The following is a 24,846-nucleotide window of genomic DNA, read 5'->3' as shown; positions in this document are numbered from 1 at the left end:
ATATTCTTTTGCATAGATGATATTAAGTATTAAACAAAATTGTATTTAATTCTGTAGAGCTATTTGTTTATCAGAAGGAAAAATCACATCATAAAAGAAATAAGTAAATAAACATAATAAAGTAAATGAAAATTGTGTATATTTCATATTTTGCATGTTACAATCTGATTTAAGGGGTGAAAAAATGCGGAATTTGAACACAGAATATGGGCTAATAAAAACAATTATACAAAGTGAATTTGAAACAGACGTTCTTTATAACATGGTAACTAACACATTAAATAACGAATATGAGATAATCCCATTACAGTTTGCTGCTCTAGATCCTTATAAAATCTACAATACTTCACAAGTTAGTAGACTATTGAGACTGAAACCTAATAAATTAAGGTATTTAATTAACAGATACGGTGAATACATCCAGTTAATAAAAAAAGGAACTAAATATGTTATTTCATTTAAAGCTGTATATAAGATTTATTTAGTACATCTATGTTTAACAAAGAAATTAATTAGTTTATCAGAGTTTAATCGCTTTATGGCTTTACATGTGAGTTATAGTGATTATATTGATATGAAATTGACAAGTTATACTGACAAGTTTGTAGAACTTAATTTTAGAGAAAAACAAATGAATGAAAATGAATCACAATTTTATGTGTTATTTCTAAAAATCTCAAAAATAACTACGGAATTAATAAAAGAAATAACGAAATATAACATGACATTGACATCCCCTTTCCTTTCTGTAGACAACCAACAGAAAAATGAGTTATTGAAAAAGAAGCAGGATCATAAAGATCTGTTTAATAAACTAAGTGTTTTATATAAAACTATATAGTTAAAAGAGTAATACTTAAGAAGTATTACTCTTTTTTATAGGTTTATATACACGTTTTATTGATAAGTCTTTCATATAAGACCTTTAAATAGGGCGTGTAATAAATCGTGGTAATATTCTATTGACATAAAATTAATATAAAAGCATATAAATCCTTTAATAACAAGTTTTTATTTATACGTCTTATATATAGTTCGTATATATAAGGCGTATAAATGAAATAACCATGATAATAGTAGGTTATTTTAGGAGTATTATATATTGGAATTATAATTCCAGATAAAAATATACATAAATACTGCACTCATATTTATAATTTAATAGTTATTGTTAGTTATATGAAACCTCATATTAACATGTTTTATTTACTGCTTATATAAACGACTTTCATGTACGTCTTATATATTTAACATTGATATATAGAACATTGCTTCGATTTTACATTTTGTAAATATTATATAAGTCTTGTATATAACAACTTAATATAAGACTTATATATAATGACTTGATATACGTCTTACAATGATGTAATATATTTTTAGGAATAATTAACCAACGTTTTAAGGGGGGGACAACTTGAACGAGGTATTAAGTGAAAAATATAAACAAAACAAATTCACTGAAGAAGTTGTGGAAATGTTTGCAGACATTATTGAAGAAGACGAAATACTCTACAATGTATTTCATTACATAGGGTCACAAGTAAACAAACAATACCAAGAGACAAAGTATATGAGAGGAATCTCAATAAATGAAATAGTAGAAAGTGTTGTTATTGATAGGAGAGTAAAGAAACCTAAGGGTAAATCCTATTCATTAGAACTTGAAAGAACTAACATTTCAAGAAGATCGGCAGAAGGTAGTGTTGCTACTTTAGCTTCAATGTCATTAATAACAGAAAAAATTATGCATCCGTATAAGTTTTTAATTTCAACTATTAGGGGACAACAAGTATTAGTTGAATTAGGGAAACGTAAAAAAAGTAATGAGAATAAGGGAGAGATAAAATAATGGCAAAAAACTTTCTGAAAAACGAAGTAGCTGTGAAAATGACTATGGTTGGTTTTGGTCAAGCTGGAACTAGAATGGTAGATAAATTTGCTGAGTATAAGCATACAGACGGTACAGCAGTTTATAATTGTCTAGCATTGAATAGTAATGATGGAGATTTAGCTGAACTAAAAAATGTGCCGAAAAGTAACCAAGTTTCACTAAAATTAGGTGGTTTAGGTAAGAATCCTGAGCGTGCTGTAAAGGTCTTAGAATCTAATGAAGAAGCTAAAGATAAACTAAAAGAATTTATAACGGAACGTGTTAGACCAACTGATGAATTAGTACTATTTTTTGCTGGTTTAGGTGGTGGTACAGGTACATCTACAATTATTCAAGCAATTGAAGAATTCTCCGCTTTTCATAATAAACCTGTAATTGCTGAAGAACTTAAAAGTATGGCAATGAAAATTCCTAGAGAAGAATTAATAAAAAATCAACAAAAGTATGCAAGAATTGCTTTCAATAATGCTATTGAGCGTAAAGATTTTATTAAAATGGGTATTGTGGTTACACTTCCAGTTAGAGCAGATGGACCGGATGTACTAAGACAGGTAAATAAATTCTCACAAGAAATTTGGAAGTTAGCTAATGATCCAGCCAAAGGCGTTGCATTTGTTGTATTTGCAGATAACCAACATTTCTATGATGAGTTTAAAGGATTAAACGAGAATGAGAAAAAAGGCATTGGAAACTCACGAGACTATGCAAATCAGCGTATTGGAGATATTATTCATGAGTTAAACACAGCTGCAAATGGTTCAGGAACATCAGTAATTCTAGATTCTCAGGACTTTAAACGAATTTTACTAGAAAGAACAGGCTGTTTAGTCATTAATAAGGTTTCACGTAATATGAATCAAATTGAAAACAGTAAAGAAATTGTAGATATGTTCTCAGAATCATTGAAAGGAAGCTCATTCCATCACCCTATTGACCTGATGAAGACAAATGAAAATGGAGATTTAGAGGCATCGAAGGTGCATCATTTTGGTATGTTAGCAATTTTAGATGAACAGAAGAACATTGATGATTCATTTATGGATGATGCAAAAGTAGAAGTGACAAATAAACTACCAATCAATGGAACTGTTTTTAATGGTTATTTAGTGAGTAAAAATGATTTTATGGGCAGCGTGTATACTTTCTATAAGACAGATGCACTACCATCACGTTTATCTAAAGGATTAGTTGAAGAATATAATGAATTTAAAGAAAAACAAAGTCAAATTCAATATACAAAGTCTCAAATTAATACTATTGAAGCGCAAGACTCGGATGATGATTTCAATATTAACTTTGGTGATTACTTTGAATTAGAACCAGTTAAAGATGAAGAATCACAAGCGCAAAATGATGAAGAATTAGCGGCATTTATGGATCCAGATAAGATGTTCGGAACTAAATAAAAAATAAGCCTGGAATCTTCCAGGCTTATTTTTCTATTTTCATTACATTTTTCATGTATTCAATCATGTTCTCATCAATATAGTTTTCTATGAAAAGTTGTTTTCTCGCAAGATCTTCTTCTTTTTTAAACCAACCAACTTTTTTTATACGAGTTTCTTCTGGCTGTGTATTCCACTCGTTTTCAGCTTGTTTTCTTAACTCTGTACGCGCTCTATGCTGAATAATTATATTATCTAGTCTTTCTTGTCTTTGGCGCTCTTTTAACTTTTCAGGGTCTTCTGGTTCAGGTAGCACTGCACGTATAGCCTCTTCAAACTTTCCTTGATACTCTAATTCAATGTTTTGTAAATGCATTTGAATCTTTTGCTCTACTATTTTTTCAATAGTCGCTGCAGCTTCCTGCATGTTTAATTGGGTTGAGACTTCACTGGTTTGATTTTCTGGAGAAACTGGTCTTAGTTCAAATTGATGTGGTAAAAGCTCAATAATTGCATCTAGCGACCACTTTTCATCCCTCTTTAGCTTGATAAATAAAGCTATGTCTAAATCCAGTGTATTATATAGCTTTTCATTTGTATTATTGGTTCTTAATGTTCCGTGTAACCCCTTTTCCTCTAGGATATTGAACCAATTGTATACAGTGTTATGATGTCGGCCTACTAGTTTTGAAAACTCTGTTATTCGCCAAGCTTTTTCAAAAGTATCTTCATGACTAGAGTTTGTATTATTGGACTCCATATGTTCATTTGTATTTTTGTTATCTTGTTCAATCATCGTTATACCTCCTTGAAATATAATGGCCATAGCAAAATGTAATTAACATATAAAGTGAGATTAACATGTTAAGTGTCTTTCGACGATATAAACCTCAATACCTTTATTGATTGACATTCACATGAAATGTGTCATTGATATATAAAGTATCACTTGTTAACATAAAGTTGATAAATCAGGCTTTTGAATTAACTATTGTTAATGTCCTATTAATAATCCGTTAGTTATTAATGATTATTGTTGCTATGAAATTAACAAATCAGTCTACAATATACTAATGATAAGAAAATATTAGTGATTTGTAAATAAATTATGAGGATATAGCATTAAACTTAAAGACTTAAAAGCTAAAAAGCATGTATAAATCTAAAGAGAAAAGTCCATACTAATAGTAAATAAAGGCCTATATTTATTATAATTTATGATACCCGGTAGTAGAAAACCAAGAACTGTATAGCTAATTGGTTTCAGTAGGTCTTTAGAATGCACGTAAAGGCTATTATAGGTTATTGAAGTATTTTTATGTGGGTTTAATATAAACTTACTTTTTTAAGGGGTATCACCCTTTACAAGTGATCTCTATATAATCAAAATTGATTTATACAATTGCTATTTTTAAATCGTAAGTAATAAAAAGCGATTCATTATTTTTTATTACTATTAAAATGTTTTCAAGAATGATATCTTCTGCAGTTAATGCAGTGAATTTTACTATAGAAAAAAGTCCTTTAATAGATGTAGAATCTAAAACTCTATCTGTATGTATATTCTCAACTTTAGAATCAGAAATTGTTAATGTTATGTCAATATTAATCAACAATAGTTGATATGAAACTACCATTAATTAATAACTAGCCCTATTAACATGTTAATCTCAGGTTATATATCAATGATAAAAAAGAGAAAACTGTTAATTTTCGTGTGTTATTAATAAGAAACGATTAATTGTATGGATCTCTTGTTAATGTCTATCCACAATTATAGTTCTTTTAGGGTGTTTTCCTTTTTGTTTTTTAATAGAAATCTGTTGTAGTAGATAAAATTTTTAACTAATGTGGATTTTAAAAACCCGAAATCTGCTTCTATGTGCATTTCTACTATTTAATTGTCAATGTCATATTAATGTTAAATGCAAATTTTTGATATAACATTAATAATTCAATAGCATGTCTCTTTACGTTTTGCTTTTAGACTATATGTCATTGCGATTAAATTTTAACTATGTTTTGATAGTGTGAAAACATCTTTTAGGATAGATCATCACTAAATTTGCTTCGAGTAAACCTCCACAGAAGAAAATTTTCACCGATATAGATTTTGAAATCTCGAAATCCATAAACGCTTTCGCTTTTGATACTTTATTGTTAATGTCTTATCAACATCAATTAGAATAATATCGATAACAAAAGAATACGAGTGCTTAACATGTTAATCTCAAGTTACATGTTAATGATAAATGAAAAGAAAACTGTTATTTTTTGATGTCACTAATAAGAAACCATCAATTGTATGGATTTCTTGTTAGCTTCTAACCAAAATTATAGTTCTATTAAAGTGTTTTTTGGTTTTTCGATAGAAATCTGTTGTGGTAGATAAATTTATAACTAATACAAATCTTGAAGACCTAAGATCTGTATTTATGTGTATTTTAACTACTTAATTGTTAATGTCATATTAATGTTAAACGCAAATTGTTGATATGAGATTAACAATATAAACAGTATTCCTTTCTATGTGTTGTTTTTAGACTAAATGTCAATGATAAATAAAGGGTAAAATGCTGTCATCATTTATTATCCCAATTAAATTTTCAACTATGTTTTAATGGTGTCGAGACATTTTCTAGAATAGATCATCACTAGATTCACTTCAAGAAAACTGCCGAAGAAGAAAAAATTCAATCGATATAGATTTTGAAATCTTGAAAGTTATAAACGATTCTTCTTTTTTGAAATCTTATTGTCAATGTTATGTCAATCTTATTCAAAATGATATTGATAACAAAAGAAAATAATCAATTAACATGTTAATCTCAGTTAACATGTTAATAACAAATAAGAGATTGAAAACCATTTCTCTTTTCATTGGTATCGACATGAGATTGATAGTTTCATGGTGTTTCTTTTTTTATGTCGTACTAGCATTTAAACATTTGCAAAGGTAGTTTATTAATTAACTTATTTCCGTACAATCAGTTGGAGTGGATTAATGTTCATCTAATATAGATTTTGAAGTTTAGATAGGTACAAACGTTTTTGATAAGTAGCTGCTTGTTAATGTTATGTTAATGTTAACCGGTGGATACTAGCGATAAAGTTGGTGCGCTTCATTTGACATGTTAATCTCAGCTGATATGTCAATGTCAAATGCGGGTGAGATGTGTTGATTTTCTGTTGGTATCAACATGAGATTGATAATTATATGACTGTTTTATAGTCCGTATTCTAAAGTGTTTTTGAGTAGGATTAATTAAATTTGAACAAAATATAATCTTATGATGCTTGTTTACAAGAAAATGATTATGGTTAACAACGGTGCCCTTAATAGCGCAATTAATTGGTTAGTAGAGAGTATACTGTACCAAAAAAAGTTAGCAGAAAAACATTAGTGGACGGTTAATAAGGAGGCTCCTTATAGCTTAGTAAATATAGATTGCTAAAATAGTATTTAATTCCGAAGGAGTTCTCGCTTCAAAAGGTCCAAAAGGGGTTAAGCAGTAAGATGCCCATGTATAATTATAGTGGGAGTTTAATAATATTATAATTAACCTCTAGATTAAATAAAGAATTTTTAGTATATTCTTATTATAACTTGTTAATTTTTTTAATTTCTAGTGATTACATGAAGCCCTTCGGGTTACGGATTAAATTACACGTTTGTGTGGTATTTAACCTCCGTATTCCAAAGGGCTTTTTTATTTGCTCAAGGGGAAAGGAGATATGTGATGTCAATTGAAAAGTTAGCAGCAAGTAGAATATTAAGGCCAGTGAGAAGCATGAATAAGGGGAGTAATGAGAGGTGGTTTGAATATTATAGAACAACGTGCCCTATATGTGGTAAGCAAGGATGGTGCATGGTTAATGATTCTGAAACTAAAATAATATGTGGACGAATTTCATCTGAAACAGTATTGGGGGAAGCAGGCTATTTACATATAATAGCTGAAGATCAAAAAAGGGGATATGACTTTTCTCAAAATCAGATGATTAAGGAACATAGGAAGAAAAATGATTACAACCTTGATATTATTTATACTTTATTCCTAGAATTTTTAGACATGCGAGATGAACATATTAAAATGTTAATGGGATCGAAACATAGGGTTACAAGTGAAGTAATAAATGTTAGAAATTACAAAAGTTTTCCTATTAAACCTTGGGATACTACGAAAGAGCTAATAAAAAAAGTAGGAGGGAAAACAAGCTATATTGTTGGAATTCCAGGATTTTATGCAAAAGAAACAAAGGATGGAAGATATTTTACGTTTGCAGGAAGGAGAGATTCTTTATTAATACCGCAGAGAAATATATATAATCAGATATGCGGTTTTCAATGTAGAATTGATAATCCTGAATATATGACAGTTGTAAAAAATCATAAACCAAGCTTTAAGGCAGAAGTTATTGAGCAACCCAATGTTATAGAGGTGACCTATAAAATCAATGGGAAGATAGAGTCTATATTTAAAGGTAAAATCGATGTTAAAGAATGGTATGAAATTAATTATGAAGGTGAAAAATTAGGTGAAGTACAATTAAAGTTAGAAAGTAAATATATTTGGATCAGTTCAGGTGGGAAATTCCATGGAACAGGAGCTGGGAACCCATTGCCAATACATGTAGCAGTACCTAGTCGAGAGTTGAAAAGTTTGGAACGTGGAGAACTAATAAAAAAGGATAATGTATGGATTTCAGAAGGCGCTCTAAAGTCTGATATTGCTGCAGAAAATTTAGACGAGCTTCTAACAAATGAGGAAAAAGTATTGTATGGTACCACAGTTGTATCAATACCAGGGGTTAAAGTATGGAGAATATTAATTGAACCATTGAAAAAAATGGGAGTTAGACAGGCGACGTTCGCTTTAGATATGGATATGATTACAAATTCAGATGTTCAGCGGTCGCTATTAGAATGTGCGCAAGCGCTTTATCAAGAAGGGATAAGTATTAATTATGCAAGTTGGGATATTAATCTTGGAAAGGGTCTAGATGATTTACTGTTAAACGATTATATTCCAGCAATAGAGAAAGTGAGATAAACGCTATTTTAATTGAAGTGAATTAGGATATATATTAATAAGGGGTAGAAATGATTCAGTACTTTTCTATACCATAACTAGAATGAGTGGGTTTTATAAAATCGAAGGATGTATTGTATAGAAGAATACAATACATCCATTGTTTTATACGTATTCTTGATAGTCATCAGGGTTTAAATTGTATATATAATTAGTTTAATCATAAGGAAATGATGGATATTTTAATATCCTGGTAATTTTTGAAATTTTTAGAATAATTTATTTTACATTTTGTTATAATCCTATATCATATACATACAGGAGAAATTTGGAAGAGTTTTGAAGGAGAAGTTTCGTATCTATGTAATACCGATAGTAGTTTTTAAGTACTAAATAATACTATTTATGTATACGAGGTGAAACAAATGGGGAGACGAGTAAGCGAGAAGAAAACAAAAGAGCAGTTTTTATATGAAAGAAGAAGACAATTAGAAATAATGGAAGGTATTAGTAGCATCTGCAAAGGATGCGATATTTATATAGAATTGAGAAAAACGAAAGCACATAAAGAAGTTGCCAATACATGCGCAAGGAACTGTAAGTTGATTAGTAACGTACAAAAGGAGACAAAGATGTTTTTAGAAACAATTCGTTAAAAATGAGAAGGGAGGAATAAGTATGAATCAATCATATAGCAGCTTGAATCGCTATGAGTCATTAAATAAAACTATAACACAAGGTTCTACTGCAAGAAGTATTAAGCCAATGGCTTATCCAGAAGGTAACACTTTTGAAATTAAGGAAATAGGAAATTATCAGGTACTTTCAAAACAAGAAAGTTTAAATTTATTTCAGCGGTACAAACATGGTGAAAAGGATCTACGTGATTATTTGTTTCATGTGAATGTAGGGTTAGTATTATCTATTGCAAGAAAGTACAAAAACAAGCACCCTGATATAGAGTTTGATGATCTGGTTCAAGAAGGAAATGAGGGAATGTTACGGGCAATGGAAGATTTTAATCCAGCTTTAGGCTATTGCTTTTCCACATACGCTTTTTGGTGGATACAAAAAAGGATGTTAGGAATTATATGTAAAAAAAGGTCGGGACCTTTTAAAATACCTAACTATGTGAATCAATTTAATTTAAAATATGTCGAATTAGAAGATAAATATTTACAAATGTACAACAGACCCCCTTCGGTGGAGGAAGTTGTAAAAGAGTTAGATGTAACTAGCGAAATAGTCATTAGGCACAACGTATATTATAAGCGAGCTACTACTATGACTTTGGATATAGATACAATAAATGAAGATATAGGTATATCAAATTCATCCCATGATGATAAATCAGCAATTCCTTCAATAAATGAGATGGTAATTGAAGACTTAAATTACGAGATATGGTTAATATTTGATGAAGTATTAAACCCAAAACAAAAGATGGTACTAAATCTATGTTTTGGTCTTTTAGATGGTAAAGTGTATTTGCATAAAGAAATTGCAAAAGCACTTATGATAACAACTGAAAGAGTGTCACAAATAAAGGAAGAAGCAATTAAAAAATTGAAGAAATGTGACTATAAAGATGAAATTTTTAATCTACTACATGAAAAGTTGAAAGTTATGGATGAACTTAATATGGTGTGAAAATATAAACTCATATATCCCTGAATATTCAATGCAGTAAGTGTGTAGTATCTTTTTTTATCTAAAATTTGAAACAAAGTGATGCATTAAGAGGAGAACATGTACTATGAATTCAATAGATGTAAAGTAAAAAGAAGGATAAATGGGTGCAGACCATTTATCCTTTTTTAATTTATCATGCTTAAAAAATAATATTATCACTAATTTTCCTTAGTTTTTTTGTGGAAATATCTAATGATTAATTATGAAGGATGAATAATTTAATTACTCTCATTAATGAGGTACTGATAGAAAGGAGGCTGTTGTTGTTTTATGCAAAATAATAGAAAAAGAAACGTAATTAAAGAAAGAATTAGACAAGAAAAAGAACGACGTGAACGATTACTAGCAGAGGAAGAAGAACAATATGAGGATGTCTACAAAGATCCAATAAATGAGCAAATACAACAAGAGCATTCAGAACAGCCGCGGAACCAACGTGAAGAAAGTGTAAATGTAAATTTACCAAAAAATGAACCTTCAAATAGTAACCCAGCTCTTGCTTGGATCACTACAATTCAAAAACAGGCAGGCACTTCTGAAAATGATTTAAAAATAGAAGAAGCACGGGAACGTGAAGAAGAAGCACGTAGAAAGGCAGAAGAAGAAGAAAGAAAACAAGCAGGAGCAGAAGCGCGTAGAAAAGCAGAGGAAGAAGCAAGAAAACGTGAAGAAGTGGAAGCACGTAGAAAGGCAGAAGAAGAAGCAAGAAAACGTGAAGAAGTGGAAGCACGTAAAAAGGCAGAAGAAGAAGCAAGAAAACGTGAAGAAGTGGAAGCACGTAAAAAGGCAGAAGAAGAAGCAAGAAAACGAGCAGAAGCGGAAACGCGTAGAAGGGCTGAAGAAGAAGCAAGAAAAGAAGCAGAAGCACGACGGAAGGAAGAAGAGAAAAAACTTGAAGAAGTAAGAAAAAGAAGATTAGAGGAAGAAAAGAAAATAAAAGAAGCACAAAAGAGACAAAAAATAGCTGTGGTGAAAAGGGAGCCCGATAGTGATGAAATTAATTTAAATAATGAAAGAAATCTACCAAATGAACCTAAATTTGAACAAGAAGAGAAAGTCGCAATCGATAAAAAAGGAATCTTAAATAATATGAAAAAATTAAAGTACGCTATTATAGGAATCGCATCAATTGTTTTATTAGTAGTAGCAGGTTTTGCCTTTAGCAATATGAAAAATTCACAGGCTGCATCTGCAAATAATGTAAATAGTTTAGAAGTTAATGCGAATTTAATAAATGGGTTAAGATTATCTGCAGTTCAAAAATATCAAGATGCTGCCTTGGAATTTGATAAAGTCGATTATAAAAAGTTAGGAAAAGAAGATAAAAAGGCAGTTTTATTTACGTATCTATTAAGCGGTAAAGCACAAAAAGCAATTGACTTAGAACAAGATTTTGCAGAATCAGTAGTTTCATATTATATAGCTGTAGATAATTTGATAAAAGTAAAAGAATTAAAAACAAAAAATCCACTAATTAATTTTGAAATTGCTGCATTAGATAACAAACATGAAGAAGTTATCAATTTAAGAGATCAAGTGCCACTAGATGGCAGAAGAGAAGGAATTATTGTTAATAGTTATTTGAAATTAAATAAATCTGAGGAAGCTAAAAAATTTGCTCAAAAGGTTGGAAATAAGGATTTACTCGAAAAAATTAATAATTCTACACCTAATAGTTCTGCTACTTCTGTAGCAACTATAAGTGCAGGTTAGGTAATGAGGAGGAATTGATTGTGCCTTTAGATTATTCGAAAATTTTAAAGAAAGTGTTACTTACGACTACTGTAACTACCTTAAGTGTTGGGGTAGTTACAGGCTGCTCGCTGTTTTCTTCTGAAAAAAAGAGCACTAAAACGGCATCAGTATCTAAAAAGAAAAAGGATAGTGAAAAAGAAAAGAAAAAAGATGAGAAGAAAGATGAAAGTAAGAATGAAACGACTGAAAATCTAAATACTAATGATTTTGATGAAATCATTGATAATGCAAAACGTAGCTCTGATCAAAATTTAGCCGGTATCATTGAAAATATCAAAACCAAAAAGAAATTTGATGACTTAACAGATTCAATTGCAACCGCAGCTATAAACTCAGATCGAAACTTAGCATCAGTTATTGACGGTGATAAATCAAATAATCGTTTTTCAGATTTAAATACTTCAATTGCATCAGCAACAAACAATCCTTCTGTCTCGGATAATAAGGATAGTAAGAACTTTGTATTTGGTGGCGATCTAAATATTAATGATGGTGTGGCTATTGCAGATAACTCAATACCTCCAATTAATAATGATAAAAAGCCACCTACTTCTAGTGACACTAGTGGCGGGGAAGTGAAACCGCCAACAGGTGGTGAAGGTAATAATGGAGGTGGTACAAAACCACCAACAGGCGGAGATGATAACGATGGTGGAGGCGGTACAAAACCACCAACAGGCGGAGATGGTAACGATGGTGGAGGCGGTACAAAACCACCAACAGGCGGAGATGGTAACGATGGTGGAGGCGGTACAAAACCACCAACAGGTGGAGATAATGATGGTGGTGGTACAACAAAACCAGAAAAGGATACAGTGGCACCAGTAATAACAGCGAAGCAAGGTGTAACTGTATATGTAGGAGATAGCTTAAATACAGGGGATTTGGTAGACGTAAGAGATAATAAAGATCCAAACCCAGAGGTAACAGTGGGAGCGTATGATACAAGTAAGGTAGGAGAAATCCAAGTAACAGTAACGGCAACAGATGCATCGGGAAATAGCTCAAGTACAACAGTAACTGTCAACGTAGTCGAGAAAGAAGAAGAAAAGGATACAGAAGCACCAGTAATTACAGTGAAACAAGGTGTAACTGTATATGTAGGAGATAGCTTAAACGCAGGAGATTTGGTAGACGTAAGAGATAATAAAGATCCAAACCCAGTGGTAACAGTGGGGGCGTACGATACAAGTGAGGCAGGGGAAATTCAAGTAACAGTAACGGCAACAGATGCATCAGGAAATAGCTCAAGTACAACAGTAACCGTTAAGGTAGTAGAAAAAGAAGAAGAAAAAGATACGGAAGCACCAGTAATTACAGTGAAACAAGGTGTAACTGTACATGTAGGAGATAGCTTAAACACAGGAGATTTGGTAGACGTAAGAGATAATAAAGATCCAAACCCAGAGGTAACAGTGGGAGCATACGACACAAGTAAAGCAGGGGAAATTCAAGTAATAGTAACGGCAACAGATGCATCAGGAAATAGCTCAAGTACAACAGTAACCGTTAAAGTAGTAGAAAAGGAAGAGGAAAAAGATACAGAAGCACCTGTAATTACAGCAAAACAAGATGTAACTGTACATGTAGGAGATAGCTTAAATGCAGAAGATTTAGTAGAAGTAAAAGATAATAAAGATTCAAACCCAGTAGTAACAGTTGGAGTGTACGATACAAGTAAACCAGGTACAATATCAATTCAAGTAACAGCAACTGATAATGCGGGTAACAGCTCAACTGTAACGGTAACAGTAAAAGTAGTAGAAAAGGAAGAGGAGAAGGATACGGAAGCACCAGTAATAACAGCGAAACAAGTTGTAACCGTACATGTGGGAGATAAATTAAGTCCAGGAAGTTTAGCGAGTGTAAAAGATAATAAAGATTCAAATCCAGTAGTAACAGTAGGAGCATATGATACAAGTAAGCCAGGCACAATATCAGTTCAAGTAACGGCAACTGATAAGGCAGGAAACAGCTCAACTGAAACAGTAAATGTGGTAGTTCTTGAGAAAGAAAAGCCAGAACAGAAAACAGCAGAAACAACATCTAAAGAGCAGGGTAATGGATTACTTGCATTAAATTCTAATGATGTAGCTAAATAAGATTTTAGAAGGTTCATCTATCAGTTTTTGTATCAGTCGAACTTAAATAATCAAAATTATATTGTAAAAAGCTCCGACTGTCCTACAGTTGGAGCTTTTTTATATGTTTAATTAATTCTATTACAATTTCATAAATTTATTGAGTGGTTTATAGCGTAGAACTACCTTGCCTTCTATATTATTCAAATTTATAAAGCCTATTTCTTTAAATCTGCTGTCTAAACTTTCTTCGCGATTATCTCCTAATACAAAAATTGTATCATTCGGAACCCTATCGAAACCGTAAATACTTTTTAATGAAAAATCAGCTGTATTACCTTTTGCGTATAGATCTTTTACCACAAGTCCATTTATATAAAGCTGCTGTGATTTATATTCTATTGTATCTCCAGGTAAACCAATTACTCTTTTTATAATTGTTTTATTATTAGAAGTGTTTTCTAGGTGGGGATTAACAACAACTATATCAAATCTTTGCAGATCGTCTATTGAATGGGTGAGGTGATTAATTAAAACCTTGTCATTATTAAATAAGGTATTTTCCATAGAGACTCCAGAAACCTTATATGGAAAAAAAACGAACTGTCTTAGTAAAAGTAAGGTAACGCCAATTATAAATATTAATATTGGAAAAACAGAAATTAGACGTTTTTTCAATTATAAATCAAACTCCATTCTGAGGGTTTATTATATTCATCATAACATAAATTTAATGGATTAAATATTCTGAACATTGTTGTTTTTGTAGGTGTAATTTGTTAAAATTAAGTATACCTTTTTTTAATTTCAATTTTTATATCCATAACTACTATAGCCCTTTCGGGGTTTCGATTTTCAAAGATAGTTTGAGTTTTTTACTTTTACTTTCTTTTTAAATATAACTCCGAAAAGGGCTTTTTTGCGTTTTTTTGGAGAACATCACATTGTGAAAGGATCAAGATTTTATGAAGATTAAAAGATTATTTTTAGTATTAGGCGTTTTAGCTATGGTGTTTGTTTTATATAACACCTTTATAAAGGATGAACCTCAAACAGATGCTTTAACTTCAATCAAAGTAGAAGATTTGAAAAAAAGATTCAATACGATTATTTGCTTGAAGATGAATTATCACAAAATGTGATTAATGACATAGGTGGGCAATTCAAATTAATATTTGATGATATTGATAAGAACGGTCACGTAACTATTTATCAAAACAAAAAAGAACTAGAAATGTTTTTAGGAAATCATATAACTACTGCAGAATTAGCTGATGAATTTACATCAGACTATTTTAGTACAGATAAGAATTACAAAGTTACTTATAAAAGTAAACCAAGTCTATTTAATTATGAAGAACCAAGAACTGTTACAAAAGTAAAAAAAGGATTGTTTTTGGTAAAACAAAACGACTTAATTCTGGAATTTAAATATGTACCAGAAATAGATGGATTTCGAATTTCTGAAATTACATATTTAAAATAAAAAAATATTAGGAGGAATTTATTATGTTAGTACAAATTAGAACTATTATTGCTGATGCATTAAGAATTGATGCAGAAGTGAATGGTTTTTTGAAGTATTGTACTAATCATGGAAAAATAGTTAAAAAAATAACACCAAGCCGGTTCATGGAACGTGAACAAGGCCAACCGCTTTTGGTTATAGTAATTGAATATGAAGAGAAAAATTAATGGCAGTTATAAAAAAGACGAGGATCAATTCCTTGTCTTTTTTATTTTCTAAGAAGGGTGGATATATCGACTATGAAAATGATAAAAAAAGTGCCCGTCTTTAATTACAAAGAATTTGAGAATTGTTTGTTAGAGATGAATAATCGTGAATCAGATGTGGCTAATTTAATGGTACCTATTGATTTAGCAAAAGTTCTAAAGTTTATACGTGAAGATTCATTCTTGGTTAAAGAGCTATTGGATCAGAACTTTCAACCTGAATCTATAGTGGCAGCTGTTGATTATATGCGGCCTAAAATAGTTGGAAATTATACTATTTTACACAAGATTACAAGGAATGATGCAGTGGATTTAATAAAAGGAAATCCAAATGAGGAAATTATAAAACAACAAGAAGAGAGCGGTTATACAGGGCAAACAGTAACAGGGCTAAGAGTGAAAGGTGAAACAATTTTAGCACCTGTTGCTGAATTGTATCCAGATGTTTTAACAGATGAGGGTACAATAGCACCCAGTGATATTTCGTGTGATCAAGTAATAGTATCGCAGCCACAAAGGAGCATTACAAATCAATACTCGGCTTTGGCGGTTAATAATATGTTGAATTTTATTGTTAATCAATATTTGATTTTAAATCATCATATGGTATTTCATGCGAAAACGGGATACAGCAGGGCATTTCCTGTAACTGAGGAACAAAGAAAGCTGTTTAATCTAACAAATAAGGGTATAAAATATAATTATTTAAAATATGTAATTTGATTTTGAGTATCAAACGGGATATTGAAAGGAGAATGAATAATGAATAAGTGTACATTTTGTGGAAGAAAATCAGATTTTTATGATACTAAAATTGTAGGCGGTTATCAAATATTATGATGTTGTACAGATTGTGAAGAAGAAATTCTATTAGGGCAAGAAGGTTAATAGATTAAAAACGTTAATTTAGAGTGAGTAGAATAGTAGAAGTGTATGGATTTATAAGTCCATACACTTCACTTCATAATGAATTAATTTGTGCAGAAATTTATATACCTAATTGAGTTGATTCTATTATTTATCTTTTATTAACATATCCATAAACTCATTATTCAATTTCATACCCTCATCAAATAAAACAGGAACTTTTTCAGCTGTTTTACTTTCTTTCATCTCTGGGTCAAAATATAGTAAATCTAAGAGTTCGTGGAATTTTTTTTCTGCTTCTCTATATTTTTTCTCTGCATCATCAAACTTCTTAGGTGGAACAGTACCTGATATTTTATATAAGTGTTCCCTAGCATTTTTTTCAAGCGTTTTTATTTCATATGAACTTCTTTCAGATAGTTTTCCATCTCCAAAACAATCATAAAACTTCCTAATTTCTACCCTAACTACATCGATATATTCCTCTTGTGTTACACGTCTGTGTTCCCGCTGTTTTTTGATTAGACTTTCTTTTGCATCACTACCTAAGGATTTTTCAAAAGCTTCATACTGCTTAACCAACTTTTCTAAATCCTTTTCACTAAAGCTTTTATGTACAGCAGTTACATTTTTAAGGTTTCCTTTTGCTTCATCTACTAACTTAGCAAATAAATCTAGATATTTTTCATATTCTTTATCTGCAGTTTTATATTCAGATGGTGCAGAGATCTTTTTTGCCTCTTTCATAATAGAAATTGCTTTGTCAATATATTTTTTTCTTTCATCAACAGAAATTGATGTATCTTCAACTTCCTCTAACTCTTTATTAATTAAATATTCCTTTTCTGCGACAGCTTCTAAATAGCCATCCTTATCGTTCTTAAAATCATAGTCATTCTGAGCTGGCGAACATGCCGATAAAAATAATACAAAGCATAATGCAGTCACCTTAATTTTAATTAAATTCATAAATTTCTCCTTTCTAATATACGAAACAAATAATTATTGTACCATAAAATCTTAATGTTTTCTTTCTGGAATAATGAGTAAACTTCTTAAATTTAATAACTGAAGAGAGGGAATGCGTCTGGTGGGTAATGCTTTGAAATCATTGGTTAATTAGCATTGGATTCTCAGCAAAAAAATGGAGATGAAATTTACATGTATTGTAGTGAAAAGATAAAAATATTGGTTTTTTATTTTGGGGATTAAGAATTATATGTTCATAAAAATTATAGAGTGGCTACACTGATTTTATATATGAATTGGCTGTTTTTGGTTATTGATATGGTATAATAAGTATATAATTTTTTTCTTTTTTCTTTCTTTCTGTAATTAAAGCAACCTATCGGGTTGAAGAGTACGCATTTTTAATGTGTTATGTCTTCTCCTTTTAAGTTGCTTTTTTATTTTGCTTAAAAAAGGAGTGATAATTTGAATCATTTATTGAGACTTTCAGAAACAATACATCCTGTTACTTTAAATGCTTATCGATGGAAAATTACTAAAGGGAAACTTATTACCAAACGATTAATTAGAATTGAAAATATCGATTTAAGAATCGATACAGAACTCGAAGGTGTTAGAGTAGGTGATACGGTTTATATTCATGTAGGAGATGTTATCTCATATATCACAGCCGCTGAATGGGATCAGTATCAAAAAGAACAACATGTAATTGAAGATAGTAACAATAAGATGGTAACTTGTAATATTCGTCATAGAACCTTATTTTAATAAAAAAGATAAAAAAGGAGTGTATATTGATGAATGTGTCTATTTATAATCGCGAAAATAAAGAATGGAAAGAGAGAAAAGAAACAAAAAAAAGCAGTTTTAACGAAGTACTGAAGACATTGCAAATTCTTGAAAAAATTTAGACGGGAATACCTGTATTGCACCGACAGAAATAGATTTGGGAAAATATACAGAATTAATAAAGATGGAAAATATAATACGAAATAAGCTAATAGGATATCAAGAAGATTTTTATTTTTTTGATATATAGTATTATTTCTTATTTAAGCGTAAGGTATTGTGGTTAATACATGAGACAGGAACTAGAATAATAAATTTATACAATTATGAAAACGTTGAGGAAAAATAGGTAGCATTTGAGATACTGGCATTCTATATTCATTAAAATTGTATTGTACTTTACAGCATAATTGATAGGAGATTGAAAAAAGTAAATAATAATCAGGTTTTCGAATTATTAGAAAGTATAAAGGTATCAAAGAATTTGATTTGTTAACTTGAGAAAGTTAAATAATAGAAAAACTTTCTGAATTTAAAGATAAAACAAACCTCATTGTGATATAATTTAGTTGCATTTTTTTCTTTTTCTTTTTTATATCAATAACTACTTATAACCTTTCGGGTTAATGAAATTACACAAAAAGGAACTTTATGTTACCTTATTTCATTGTGTAAACAATTCATTTTCCTGGAAGGTTATTTGTTTTTGCCTGAAAGGGGTGATGCTATGTCATAGGAACTAATTATTAAATAGAAACTGCTGCTGCAATGTCAAAAGTTTTTCGAAAAGGGGTGCATATTATGTTGGTTACAGTAATTGTGTCAGTTGTGGCTGGTATGGTCTCAGGGTTGGCTAGTCATTACATCACAAACAAAAAGTTTTTGTTGCCTCGTAAGAGCAAGCTTGCATTTCACCCGGGTTTCTTGGGAGAGATGTTTGTAGGCAGTATTGCTTCACTCGTTGGTGTCGCAATGTTTAACCCTGAAACAATGATGGAAATTCTTAAGGTGAGTATTCTTGCTGGGGTTTCAGGGCAAGCCTTCTTGCTGCACAATCGCTTGGCAACGGAACAAGTCAAAAGCAACGAGATTCAGTCGATTTCAAAGAAATTGACCGAACTCGAAAAAAAGAATAAGGAATGAAAGAGGAGTAATCTGGTATAAATAGAAATAGAGAGATGAGGAGATTTGGTTATGTAACGGCCAAATACAAAGAGTTGAGTTGAGGTGAGCCCCATGTCTCGAAAGGAAGTTTTTGATTATCTAGATGATCAAGAAAAGGAAGATTTAGCAGAATGGACAGAAGAGCTTATGAATGCTCAATCTACGAAAGCAGTTAAACTTTATTCAAGTAAGATAAAGGAACTGCTAGGAAAGATTGAACAACGAATGATTAGTTCAGGAGAGGAAGCAGCGACAGTTAGCTTCTAATTGAATAGCAAGAAATAGAAAAGCTGATGGAGGTTTTATCCATCAGCTTTTCTTTATTATAAAAAAAATTTCTAAGAAAACAGAGAAGATGGTTGATTTGCTTTGTTATTAAAAAAAATATGAGGAGTGTTTACAATGAGTACAGATTTATTACAAGAATTATTAGAGGTTGATCAAAAAGCAAGAGAACAAGAAAGTATTCATTTAATACAAAACTTTTTCAATTTAGGTGTTTCAGTTGAAATCATAGAGGAAGCAACTTCAGTAAGTGTAGAAGATATAAAAAGGATTGTTAATAGGTGAACTACCCGCCACTTAACGTCCTAACGGACTGTTTGAAGTGGGGGCTTCTCGGTTAGTCGTTACTTTTGGTAGCTAACGAATTCGTCCTAAGACATCCGAGCTAACTCCCTTGTTCCAAGGGTTATTTTATTACTATCTATGCTAACGCTAATAGGCGTATTGCTTCATTTTTGATATTGATAGCTGCGTTATAATCTCTATCGAGATTTACACCGCATATACAAGAATAGACTCGCTCAGACAATGACATATTTTTCACATTTCCACAACTGCTACATGTTTTTGTGGAAGGAAACCATTTGTCTATTTTCACAAGTTGTTTGCCTTGTTCGTGTAGTTTATAAGCTAAAAAAGAAGTGAACATACCCCACCCATTGTCAGCGACACTTTTTCCAAAATGAAGCGCTTGCGACATTCCTTTCATATTTAGATCTTCAATAGCTACAACATCAAAATGAGTAGCTAACTCTTTAGACTTATGATGAAGGAAGTTCTTACGTTGATTCGTTACTTTTTCATGTAACTTAGCTACATGGATACGTTGTTTATTCCAACGCCCTGAACCTTTTGTACGTCTTGATAATACTCGTTGCGCCTTTGCTAATCGGTCTAACATTTCACGATAGAACTTAGGATAATTGGCTCTCTCATCCTCAGAACTGACGTATAATTGATCCATCGCAAAGTCTAATCCAACAACTGTTTCTACCTCTTTTTGTACGATCTCTTTTTCGTATTCAGTCAAAATGGACACATAGTATTTACCAGTAGGTGTCATAGAAATCGTACATGACTTGATTATATGGTCTTGTGGTATGTCTCTATGCTGTTTGATACGTACCATTTTCAGTTTTGGCAATTTGATATGACCGTTAAGCAACATAATATTTCCGTTCACTACATTCGTTGTATAAGACTTTCTGTCTTTTTTGCTTTTGAATGTTGGGAAGTCATTTTGACCACGAAAGAAATTTTTATAGGCAGTTTGCAAGTTTAGTTGAGCATTTGCCAAAGCTAATGAATCAACTTCTTTTAACCACTCAAATTCTGCTTTGTATTTCGCAGGAGTGGGAAGCTTTTGTTTCTTTAGTTGATCCTTATCATCTTTATGTTTTTCATACGCTTCTTTCCGTTCAGCCAACATTCTATTATACACGAAACGTACACAACCGAAGGTTTTACGCATAAGATGTGCTTGGTCTTCTGTTGGATACAAACGGAATTTATATGCTTTATTCTGCTTTGTCATATCATTTCACCTCACTTTTCACTTTGATTTTCAATATATGTTTTTACTACGTCTATTGGCGAACCACCAGTAGTTAGCAAACAAAAACTTCTTGACCAAAACATCTCTTTCCAAAGTTTCTTTTTCACTTGTGGAAAGTCTCTTTTAATAAGTCGAGAACTTGCACTTTTATAAGCATTGATGAATTTTGTCATTTCTGTATTAGGGTGTGCCTTGAACAAAATATGAACATGGTCTACATCATGATTCCATTCAACTAATGTGATGTTATAGTTTTCAGATAGTCGAACAAACATATCTTTTGCATAGTCTGACATATCATCATCAAACACATTTCTTCTGTATTTCACGACCAACACAAGGTGATAATACAACAAGAATACTGAATGGTTATTACTATCTAACTTCATTTATATACCAGCCTTTATCATTTATAAGACTGATTATATCAGAGGCAAAATAAAAAGGAAAACCTTTTGGCTACGCCAAACCGAAATTCATCTCCCACCTACCGGTGGGCTACGCCCTTCACACGCTTGAGGAAGGAGAATTCTTTCGGGAAATTCGTTAAATAATAAATGCATAAAGTTAAAAACATTTTTAATTTTCTGTTTAAAAATATAATAACCATCTATCGTATATCAGATAGATGGTTATTAAAATTGTTTTAAAAGTTCCATCAATAATTACTAAAATAAGGTAAAATGGGTAGAGATGGAGAGGCTAGAGATAAGGTTAGTGAAGGGGGATCTGTATTCGATATGTTAAAAGATGAAATTATTTTGGATAAGTTACAGCAATTTGTTTCTGGGGAATCTATACAACGCCAAAGTATGAAGAGTAGCCTTGCTGATTTTATACTGTCATCTGGTGAAACGTCGAAAGCTACAAATTGGATAGTTAGCTATATTGAGAGCTTATGTCATGACAAGCATGATAAGGGTGTTTACACTCAAATGAACAATCCTGAATTAATTGCTGATTTGTTAGAAGTGGCTTATGAAAGTCTGAGTAGGGAAGCTGAACTACAACCATACGTTACGAAAATCGCACGATTATTGTATATTGACAAGAAGGAACGAGATAAGTTAAATTCTGAACGATATGTTCAGTACTGGGCAGCTGTAATGTTGGATGAATTAATTTCGTTAAACGTTTCGTTGCCACCGGAAGTAGTAGAATTGATGTTATCGAATTATTATAGACAAGATATACCGACAAATGAGTTCATTTGTAGTATATGGAGGAGATTGGCTGAAAGAGGCATTAATATATCCAATCATATAAGTTCACTTGTCATAAATGTTAATAACCACGAATCATCTACTCTCACTAATAATAGTATACTAGCTTTATGGGCATGCATTCGCAGGGGATTTTTTGATACACCTATCCCCGATAGTAATCAAACTTACCACGTATGGCTTTGGCATATGACTACAGGCTGTGTAGGTAAACTTAAGAAAACATACGAGGAATCTACCCGCTCAGTGGCAGTTGGCTGTCTTCTTGAAACTGCAAGGATATACCCGGAGACTCAATCTTTGATTCTAGAGTGCATGGATAAATGGGGAATTGCAGAACCAAAGCGTCCACGTAGTGATTTTCAACGAGATTTAAAAGAGCTTTTTTCACGTTGCAAAAATCATCCAGGCATAAATTGTTTACCAGAGAATTATGTTATTACTAAAAGAGGAATCATGTCGAGATCTAAATCTAACTCGTAATTCAAATAACGTAAGGATTGTACGAATCAAGTTTGGTTCTTGTATTACTTACACTCATTTAAGAAGCCTAATGTAAGTAAGCGTTTATTTTAAGTTGTAAGCGATAGTAGAGTTTTAGTTTTGCAAAGATGGTGGGGAAATGGAAGAGAAAAACATAAAAAGTAAGAAGTATTATAGAATTGCTTTTCTTGTATCAACAAGTTACATTTGGTTTTTGATTTTAGCAGCATACAGTATAGGTATTCCGCGATATATCGAGTTACTCGGGGGGATTTTTCTAATTACAGCCTTTACATTTTACTTTTCAGTACCTATTTTTTATATCGCATTGCCTTTAGTATATATTTGTGTTGTGCTTGCCTGTTTCCGTATATATACTACAGAGCGAATGTTGGCTTATTATGCACTTTCTTGTATCGTTTTAGGGATTGCTTTATTTGTTCCTTTAGCAATGTATCATTTTTATGAGGAGAACTACATTTTCGCGAAACAGGTCCAGGAACAACGTATTGAAGAAAAAGTAAAACATGAGGTTGAAAAAACTAATGGTCCTATAAAGATTACATATGTGACAAAGGAAAGTAGGATGCAAGCGAATGAAGGTACAGGAAGTCCGGAATATTCCAAAATAAATATTCATTTTGAGTTAGCTAGCTGTGATGCACAAAATGAAGGAAAGAGCAGATTTTCATGCAAATCCTCTGTCGAAGCGTACTACAAAGATAAAAAGTGGCTGGTAGATTATAATTCGGAAGAAAATACAAGAGCTCTAAATCTATCTAAAGATAACCAACATGCCGTAGAATTAGAAAAGCAGTTGGCTCTTACACCAGAGGAAGAAATGAATATCCGTAATATTTCTGAATTGAAAGCGATTCAGTATATGAAAAATGAGTATAACTTCGATTTAACAATTGTTGAAAAAGCCTTTGACAAGCATACGAGTTCCTATAAAAAAGAAAATAGACCATCAAATGCGATTCATGCCCTAACGATTGAAGGATATGTAAATACTGATGCTCAAAAGAATGTCACAGTTAGGGTAGAATACAATCCCATTACAATGAAATATTGGACTCATATCACTGAAATGAGTGATGAAGCTAAAAAGTAGATAAAAAACTTTTTACAAAGTTTGGAAATCTAATTAGGGACATGGCCAGCAATATTACTCCAATTCTTTGGGCGAGTTGGCATATTACAATTCATGTCTCTGGTTGATCATTGGGGTATTGATATAGCAGCCATTAGGGATCACCATACATATCCATCAAGCTAAAACTTTGATGTCCCCCAAAACAAAAAATTTATCTTTTCACAGTTAGTTTTCTATGAGAATTGAGTTCGTTTTTTTGTTTTTAGATATTTGCGTTTCTTAGCTTGATGGCAATGTGGTTCTACTCCTTATAAATGTTACAAAAATCTTTCAAATAGCTCTAACTTGCACAATGCTTCCCGTTAATATAATACGCTGATTCTGTGAAAACCGTAAATACAACCTCTACTTCTGGAAGTCCTAAATCCATTATATATGTAGTAATGGCCTTGGCAAATCGATCACGAATTTTCTGTCCACGCTCAAACCATTTCACTTCAATAAGAGGAAACGCTTCTATTGCTTCTCCATTGAATACAAACGTAGAACTTGGTAGTTCCAACGTAAAATTATCCGTACCACACTCACAAATCTCTGCAAGCTCTTCTATTAATGGCTTGCTTATGCTTTTTAATTGTTCAATAGTAATTCCACGAAACACAACATGCGGCATGTGAATCCCTCCGTTAGATAGCTTTATATTTGCTCACATCATAACACAATTTATTTTGCTGCACTAACATCTATTGGTACATATCAATGACATTCTTAAGAATAATCATATGTTATTGAAGTAATACATGTATTGTAACTATTTAAAACATTTGAAAGCTCGGTAATT

The 24,846-nt window shown here is 31.5% G+C and carries 22 protein-coding genes and 1 pseudogene; 17 read left to right on the top strand and 6 right to left on the bottom strand.

Annotated features, from left to right (window positions below; all coding sequences use genetic code 11):
• The first annotated feature begins 154 nt into the window (after positions 1–154).
• From ACTFRU_RS23635 to ACTFRU_RS23625, 3 genes are all read left to right on the top strand, one after another.
• A complete protein-coding gene (locus ACTFRU_RS23635; protein WP_406904446.1) occupies positions 155–841 on the top strand; it encodes a hypothetical protein in 687 nt (228 codons plus the stop codon).
• 576 nt (positions 842–1,417) lie between these two features.
• Positions 1,418–1,852 (top strand): hypothetical protein, encoded by a 435-nt coding sequence (locus tag ACTFRU_RS23630; protein ID WP_001006720.1) that lies wholly within the window; start codon positions 1,418–1,420, stop codon positions 1,850–1,852.
• A complete protein-coding gene (locus ACTFRU_RS23625) occupies positions 1,852–3,300 on the top strand; it encodes a cell division protein FtsZ (RefSeq protein WP_048538512.1) in 1,449 nt (482 codons plus the stop codon). Before ACTFRU_RS23630 ends, ACTFRU_RS23625 begins: the two co-directional genes overlap by 1 nt.
• A 25-nt stretch (positions 3,301–3,325) precedes the next feature.
• Here the strand turns inward: ACTFRU_RS23625 and ACTFRU_RS23620 are convergent, their stop codons facing one another.
• Positions 3,326–4,075 carry a MerR family transcriptional regulator gene (locus ACTFRU_RS23620; RefSeq protein ID WP_000572414.1) on the bottom strand — a complete coding sequence of 250 codons (750 nt, stop codon included), beginning with the start codon at positions 4,073–4,075 and terminating at the stop codon, positions 3,326–3,328.
• A gap of 2,944 nt (positions 4,076–7,019) precedes the next feature.
• Between ACTFRU_RS23620 and ACTFRU_RS23615 the strand changes: the two genes are divergently transcribed.
• The 5 genes from ACTFRU_RS23615 (at position 7,020) to ACTFRU_RS23595 (ending at position 13,861) form a co-directional block, all read left to right on the top strand.
• Complete coding sequence (locus ACTFRU_RS23615) at positions 7,020–8,333, top strand: DUF3854 domain-containing protein (RefSeq protein ID WP_048538511.1); 1,314 nt, start codon at positions 7,020–7,022, stop codon at positions 8,331–8,333.
• Positions 8,334–8,737: 404 nt separating this feature from the next.
• Positions 8,738–8,968 (top strand): hypothetical protein, encoded by a 231-nt coding sequence (locus tag ACTFRU_RS23610; RefSeq protein ID WP_000533697.1) that lies wholly within the window; start codon positions 8,738–8,740, stop codon positions 8,966–8,968.
• Positions 8,969–8,990: 22 nt separating this feature from the next.
• Entirely contained in the window at positions 8,991–9,962 is a 972-nt protein-coding gene (locus ACTFRU_RS23605) for a sigma-70 family RNA polymerase sigma factor (protein WP_069604111.1), read from the top strand.
• 312 nt (positions 9,963–10,274) lie between these two features.
• Positions 10,275–11,717 carry a hypothetical protein gene (locus ACTFRU_RS23600; RefSeq protein WP_440037909.1) on the top strand — a complete coding sequence of 481 codons (1,443 nt, stop codon included), beginning with the start codon at positions 10,275–10,277 and terminating at the stop codon, positions 11,715–11,717.
• A gap of 20 nt (positions 11,718–11,737) precedes the next feature.
• Positions 11,738–13,861, top strand: a complete 2,124-nt coding sequence (locus ACTFRU_RS23595; protein WP_048538508.1) for an adhesin — start codon at positions 11,738–11,740, stop codon at positions 13,859–13,861.
• A 120-nt stretch (positions 13,862–13,981) separates the two neighbouring features.
• On the opposite strand, the gene lepB is transcribed toward ACTFRU_RS23595, so the two are convergent.
• On the bottom strand, positions 13,982–14,518 hold the full coding sequence (gene lepB, locus ACTFRU_RS23590) for a signal peptidase I (protein WP_048538507.1): 537 nt from the start codon (positions 14,516–14,518) through the stop codon (positions 13,982–13,984).
• A 287-nt stretch (positions 14,519–14,805) separates the two neighbouring features.
• Between lepB and ACTFRU_RS23585 the strand changes: the two are divergent.
• From ACTFRU_RS23585 to ACTFRU_RS23575, 3 genes and pseudogenes are all read left to right on the top strand, one after another.
• Positions 14,806–15,326 (top strand): annotated as a pseudogene (locus tag ACTFRU_RS23585) (peptide ABC transporter ATP-binding protein).
• Positions 15,327–15,349: 23 nt separating this feature from the next.
• Complete coding sequence (locus ACTFRU_RS23580) at positions 15,350–15,535, top strand: hypothetical protein (protein WP_048538506.1); 186 nt, start codon at positions 15,350–15,352, stop codon at positions 15,533–15,535.
• 72 nt (positions 15,536–15,607) lie between these two features.
• Entirely contained in the window at positions 15,608–16,297 is a 690-nt protein-coding gene (locus tag ACTFRU_RS23575; RefSeq protein WP_095211140.1) for a hypothetical protein, read from the top strand.
• 291 nt (positions 16,298–16,588) lie between these two features.
• Here ACTFRU_RS23575 and ACTFRU_RS23570 read toward each other — a convergent pair whose 3' ends face one another.
• The gene (locus ACTFRU_RS23570) at positions 16,589–17,410 is read right to left on the bottom strand and encodes a hypothetical protein (protein ID WP_048538505.1); all 822 of its coding nucleotides are present in this window, start codon (positions 17,408–17,410) and stop codon (positions 16,589–16,591) included.
• A gap of 465 nt (positions 17,411–17,875) precedes the next feature.
• On the opposite strand from ACTFRU_RS23570, the gene ACTFRU_RS23565 reads away from it, so the two are divergent.
• From ACTFRU_RS23565 to ACTFRU_RS23550, 4 genes are all read left to right on the top strand, one after another.
• Positions 17,876–18,178, top strand: a complete 303-nt coding sequence (locus tag ACTFRU_RS23565) for a hypothetical protein (RefSeq protein WP_017657951.1) — start codon at positions 17,876–17,878, stop codon at positions 18,176–18,178.
• 822 nt (positions 18,179–19,000) lie between these two features.
• Entirely contained in the window at positions 19,001–19,342 is a 342-nt protein-coding gene (locus ACTFRU_RS23560; protein ID WP_017657949.1) for a DUF4257 domain-containing protein, read from the top strand.
• 93 nt (positions 19,343–19,435) lie between these two features.
• Positions 19,436–19,630, top strand: a complete 195-nt coding sequence (locus tag ACTFRU_RS23555; protein WP_017657948.1) for a hypothetical protein — start codon at positions 19,436–19,438, stop codon at positions 19,628–19,630.
• Between the two features lie 135 nt (positions 19,631–19,765).
• Entirely contained in the window at positions 19,766–19,933 is a 168-nt protein-coding gene (locus ACTFRU_RS23550; RefSeq protein WP_017657947.1) for a hypothetical protein, read from the top strand.
• 136 nt (positions 19,934–20,069) lie between these two features.
• Here the strand turns inward: ACTFRU_RS23550 and ACTFRU_RS23545 are convergent, their stop codons facing one another.
• Together ACTFRU_RS23545 and tnpA are read right to left on the bottom strand one after the other, a co-directional pair.
• Positions 20,070–21,182, bottom strand: a complete 1,113-nt coding sequence (locus ACTFRU_RS23545; RefSeq protein ID WP_071732358.1) for an RNA-guided endonuclease TnpB family protein — start codon at positions 21,180–21,182, stop codon at positions 20,070–20,072.
• An 11-nt stretch (positions 21,183–21,193) separates the two neighbouring features.
• Positions 21,194–21,592, bottom strand: coding sequence for an IS200/IS605-like element ISBth16 family transposase (gene tnpA / locus ACTFRU_RS23540; protein WP_000762752.1), 399 nt, complete (start codon positions 21,590–21,592; stop codon positions 21,194–21,196).
• A 351-nt stretch (positions 21,593–21,943) separates the two neighbouring features.
• Between tnpA and ACTFRU_RS23535 the strand changes: the two genes are divergently transcribed.
• A complete protein-coding gene (locus ACTFRU_RS23535; protein WP_031313033.1) occupies positions 21,944–22,909 on the top strand; it encodes a hypothetical protein in 966 nt (321 codons plus the stop codon).
• Positions 22,910–23,048: 139 nt separating this feature from the next.
• Positions 23,049–24,023, top strand: a complete 975-nt coding sequence (locus ACTFRU_RS23530) for a hypothetical protein (protein WP_048538502.1) — start codon at positions 23,049–23,051, stop codon at positions 24,021–24,023.
• Positions 24,024–24,345: 322 nt separating this feature from the next.
• Here the strand turns inward: ACTFRU_RS23530 and ACTFRU_RS23525 are convergent, their stop codons facing one another.
• Complete coding sequence (locus ACTFRU_RS23525; protein WP_048538501.1) at positions 24,346–24,678, bottom strand: DUF1904 family protein; 333 nt, start codon at positions 24,676–24,678, stop codon at positions 24,346–24,348.
• Between the last annotated feature and the right edge of the window lie 168 nt (positions 24,679–24,846).

This window comes from Bacillus cereus group sp. MYBK220-1, assembly GCF_051916445.1.
In the GTDB taxonomy this organism is placed as follows: Bacteria; Bacillota; Bacilli; order Bacillales; family Bacillaceae_G; genus Bacillus_A; species Bacillus_A cereus.
This window is presented reverse-complemented; position numbering and strand designations above follow the sequence as displayed.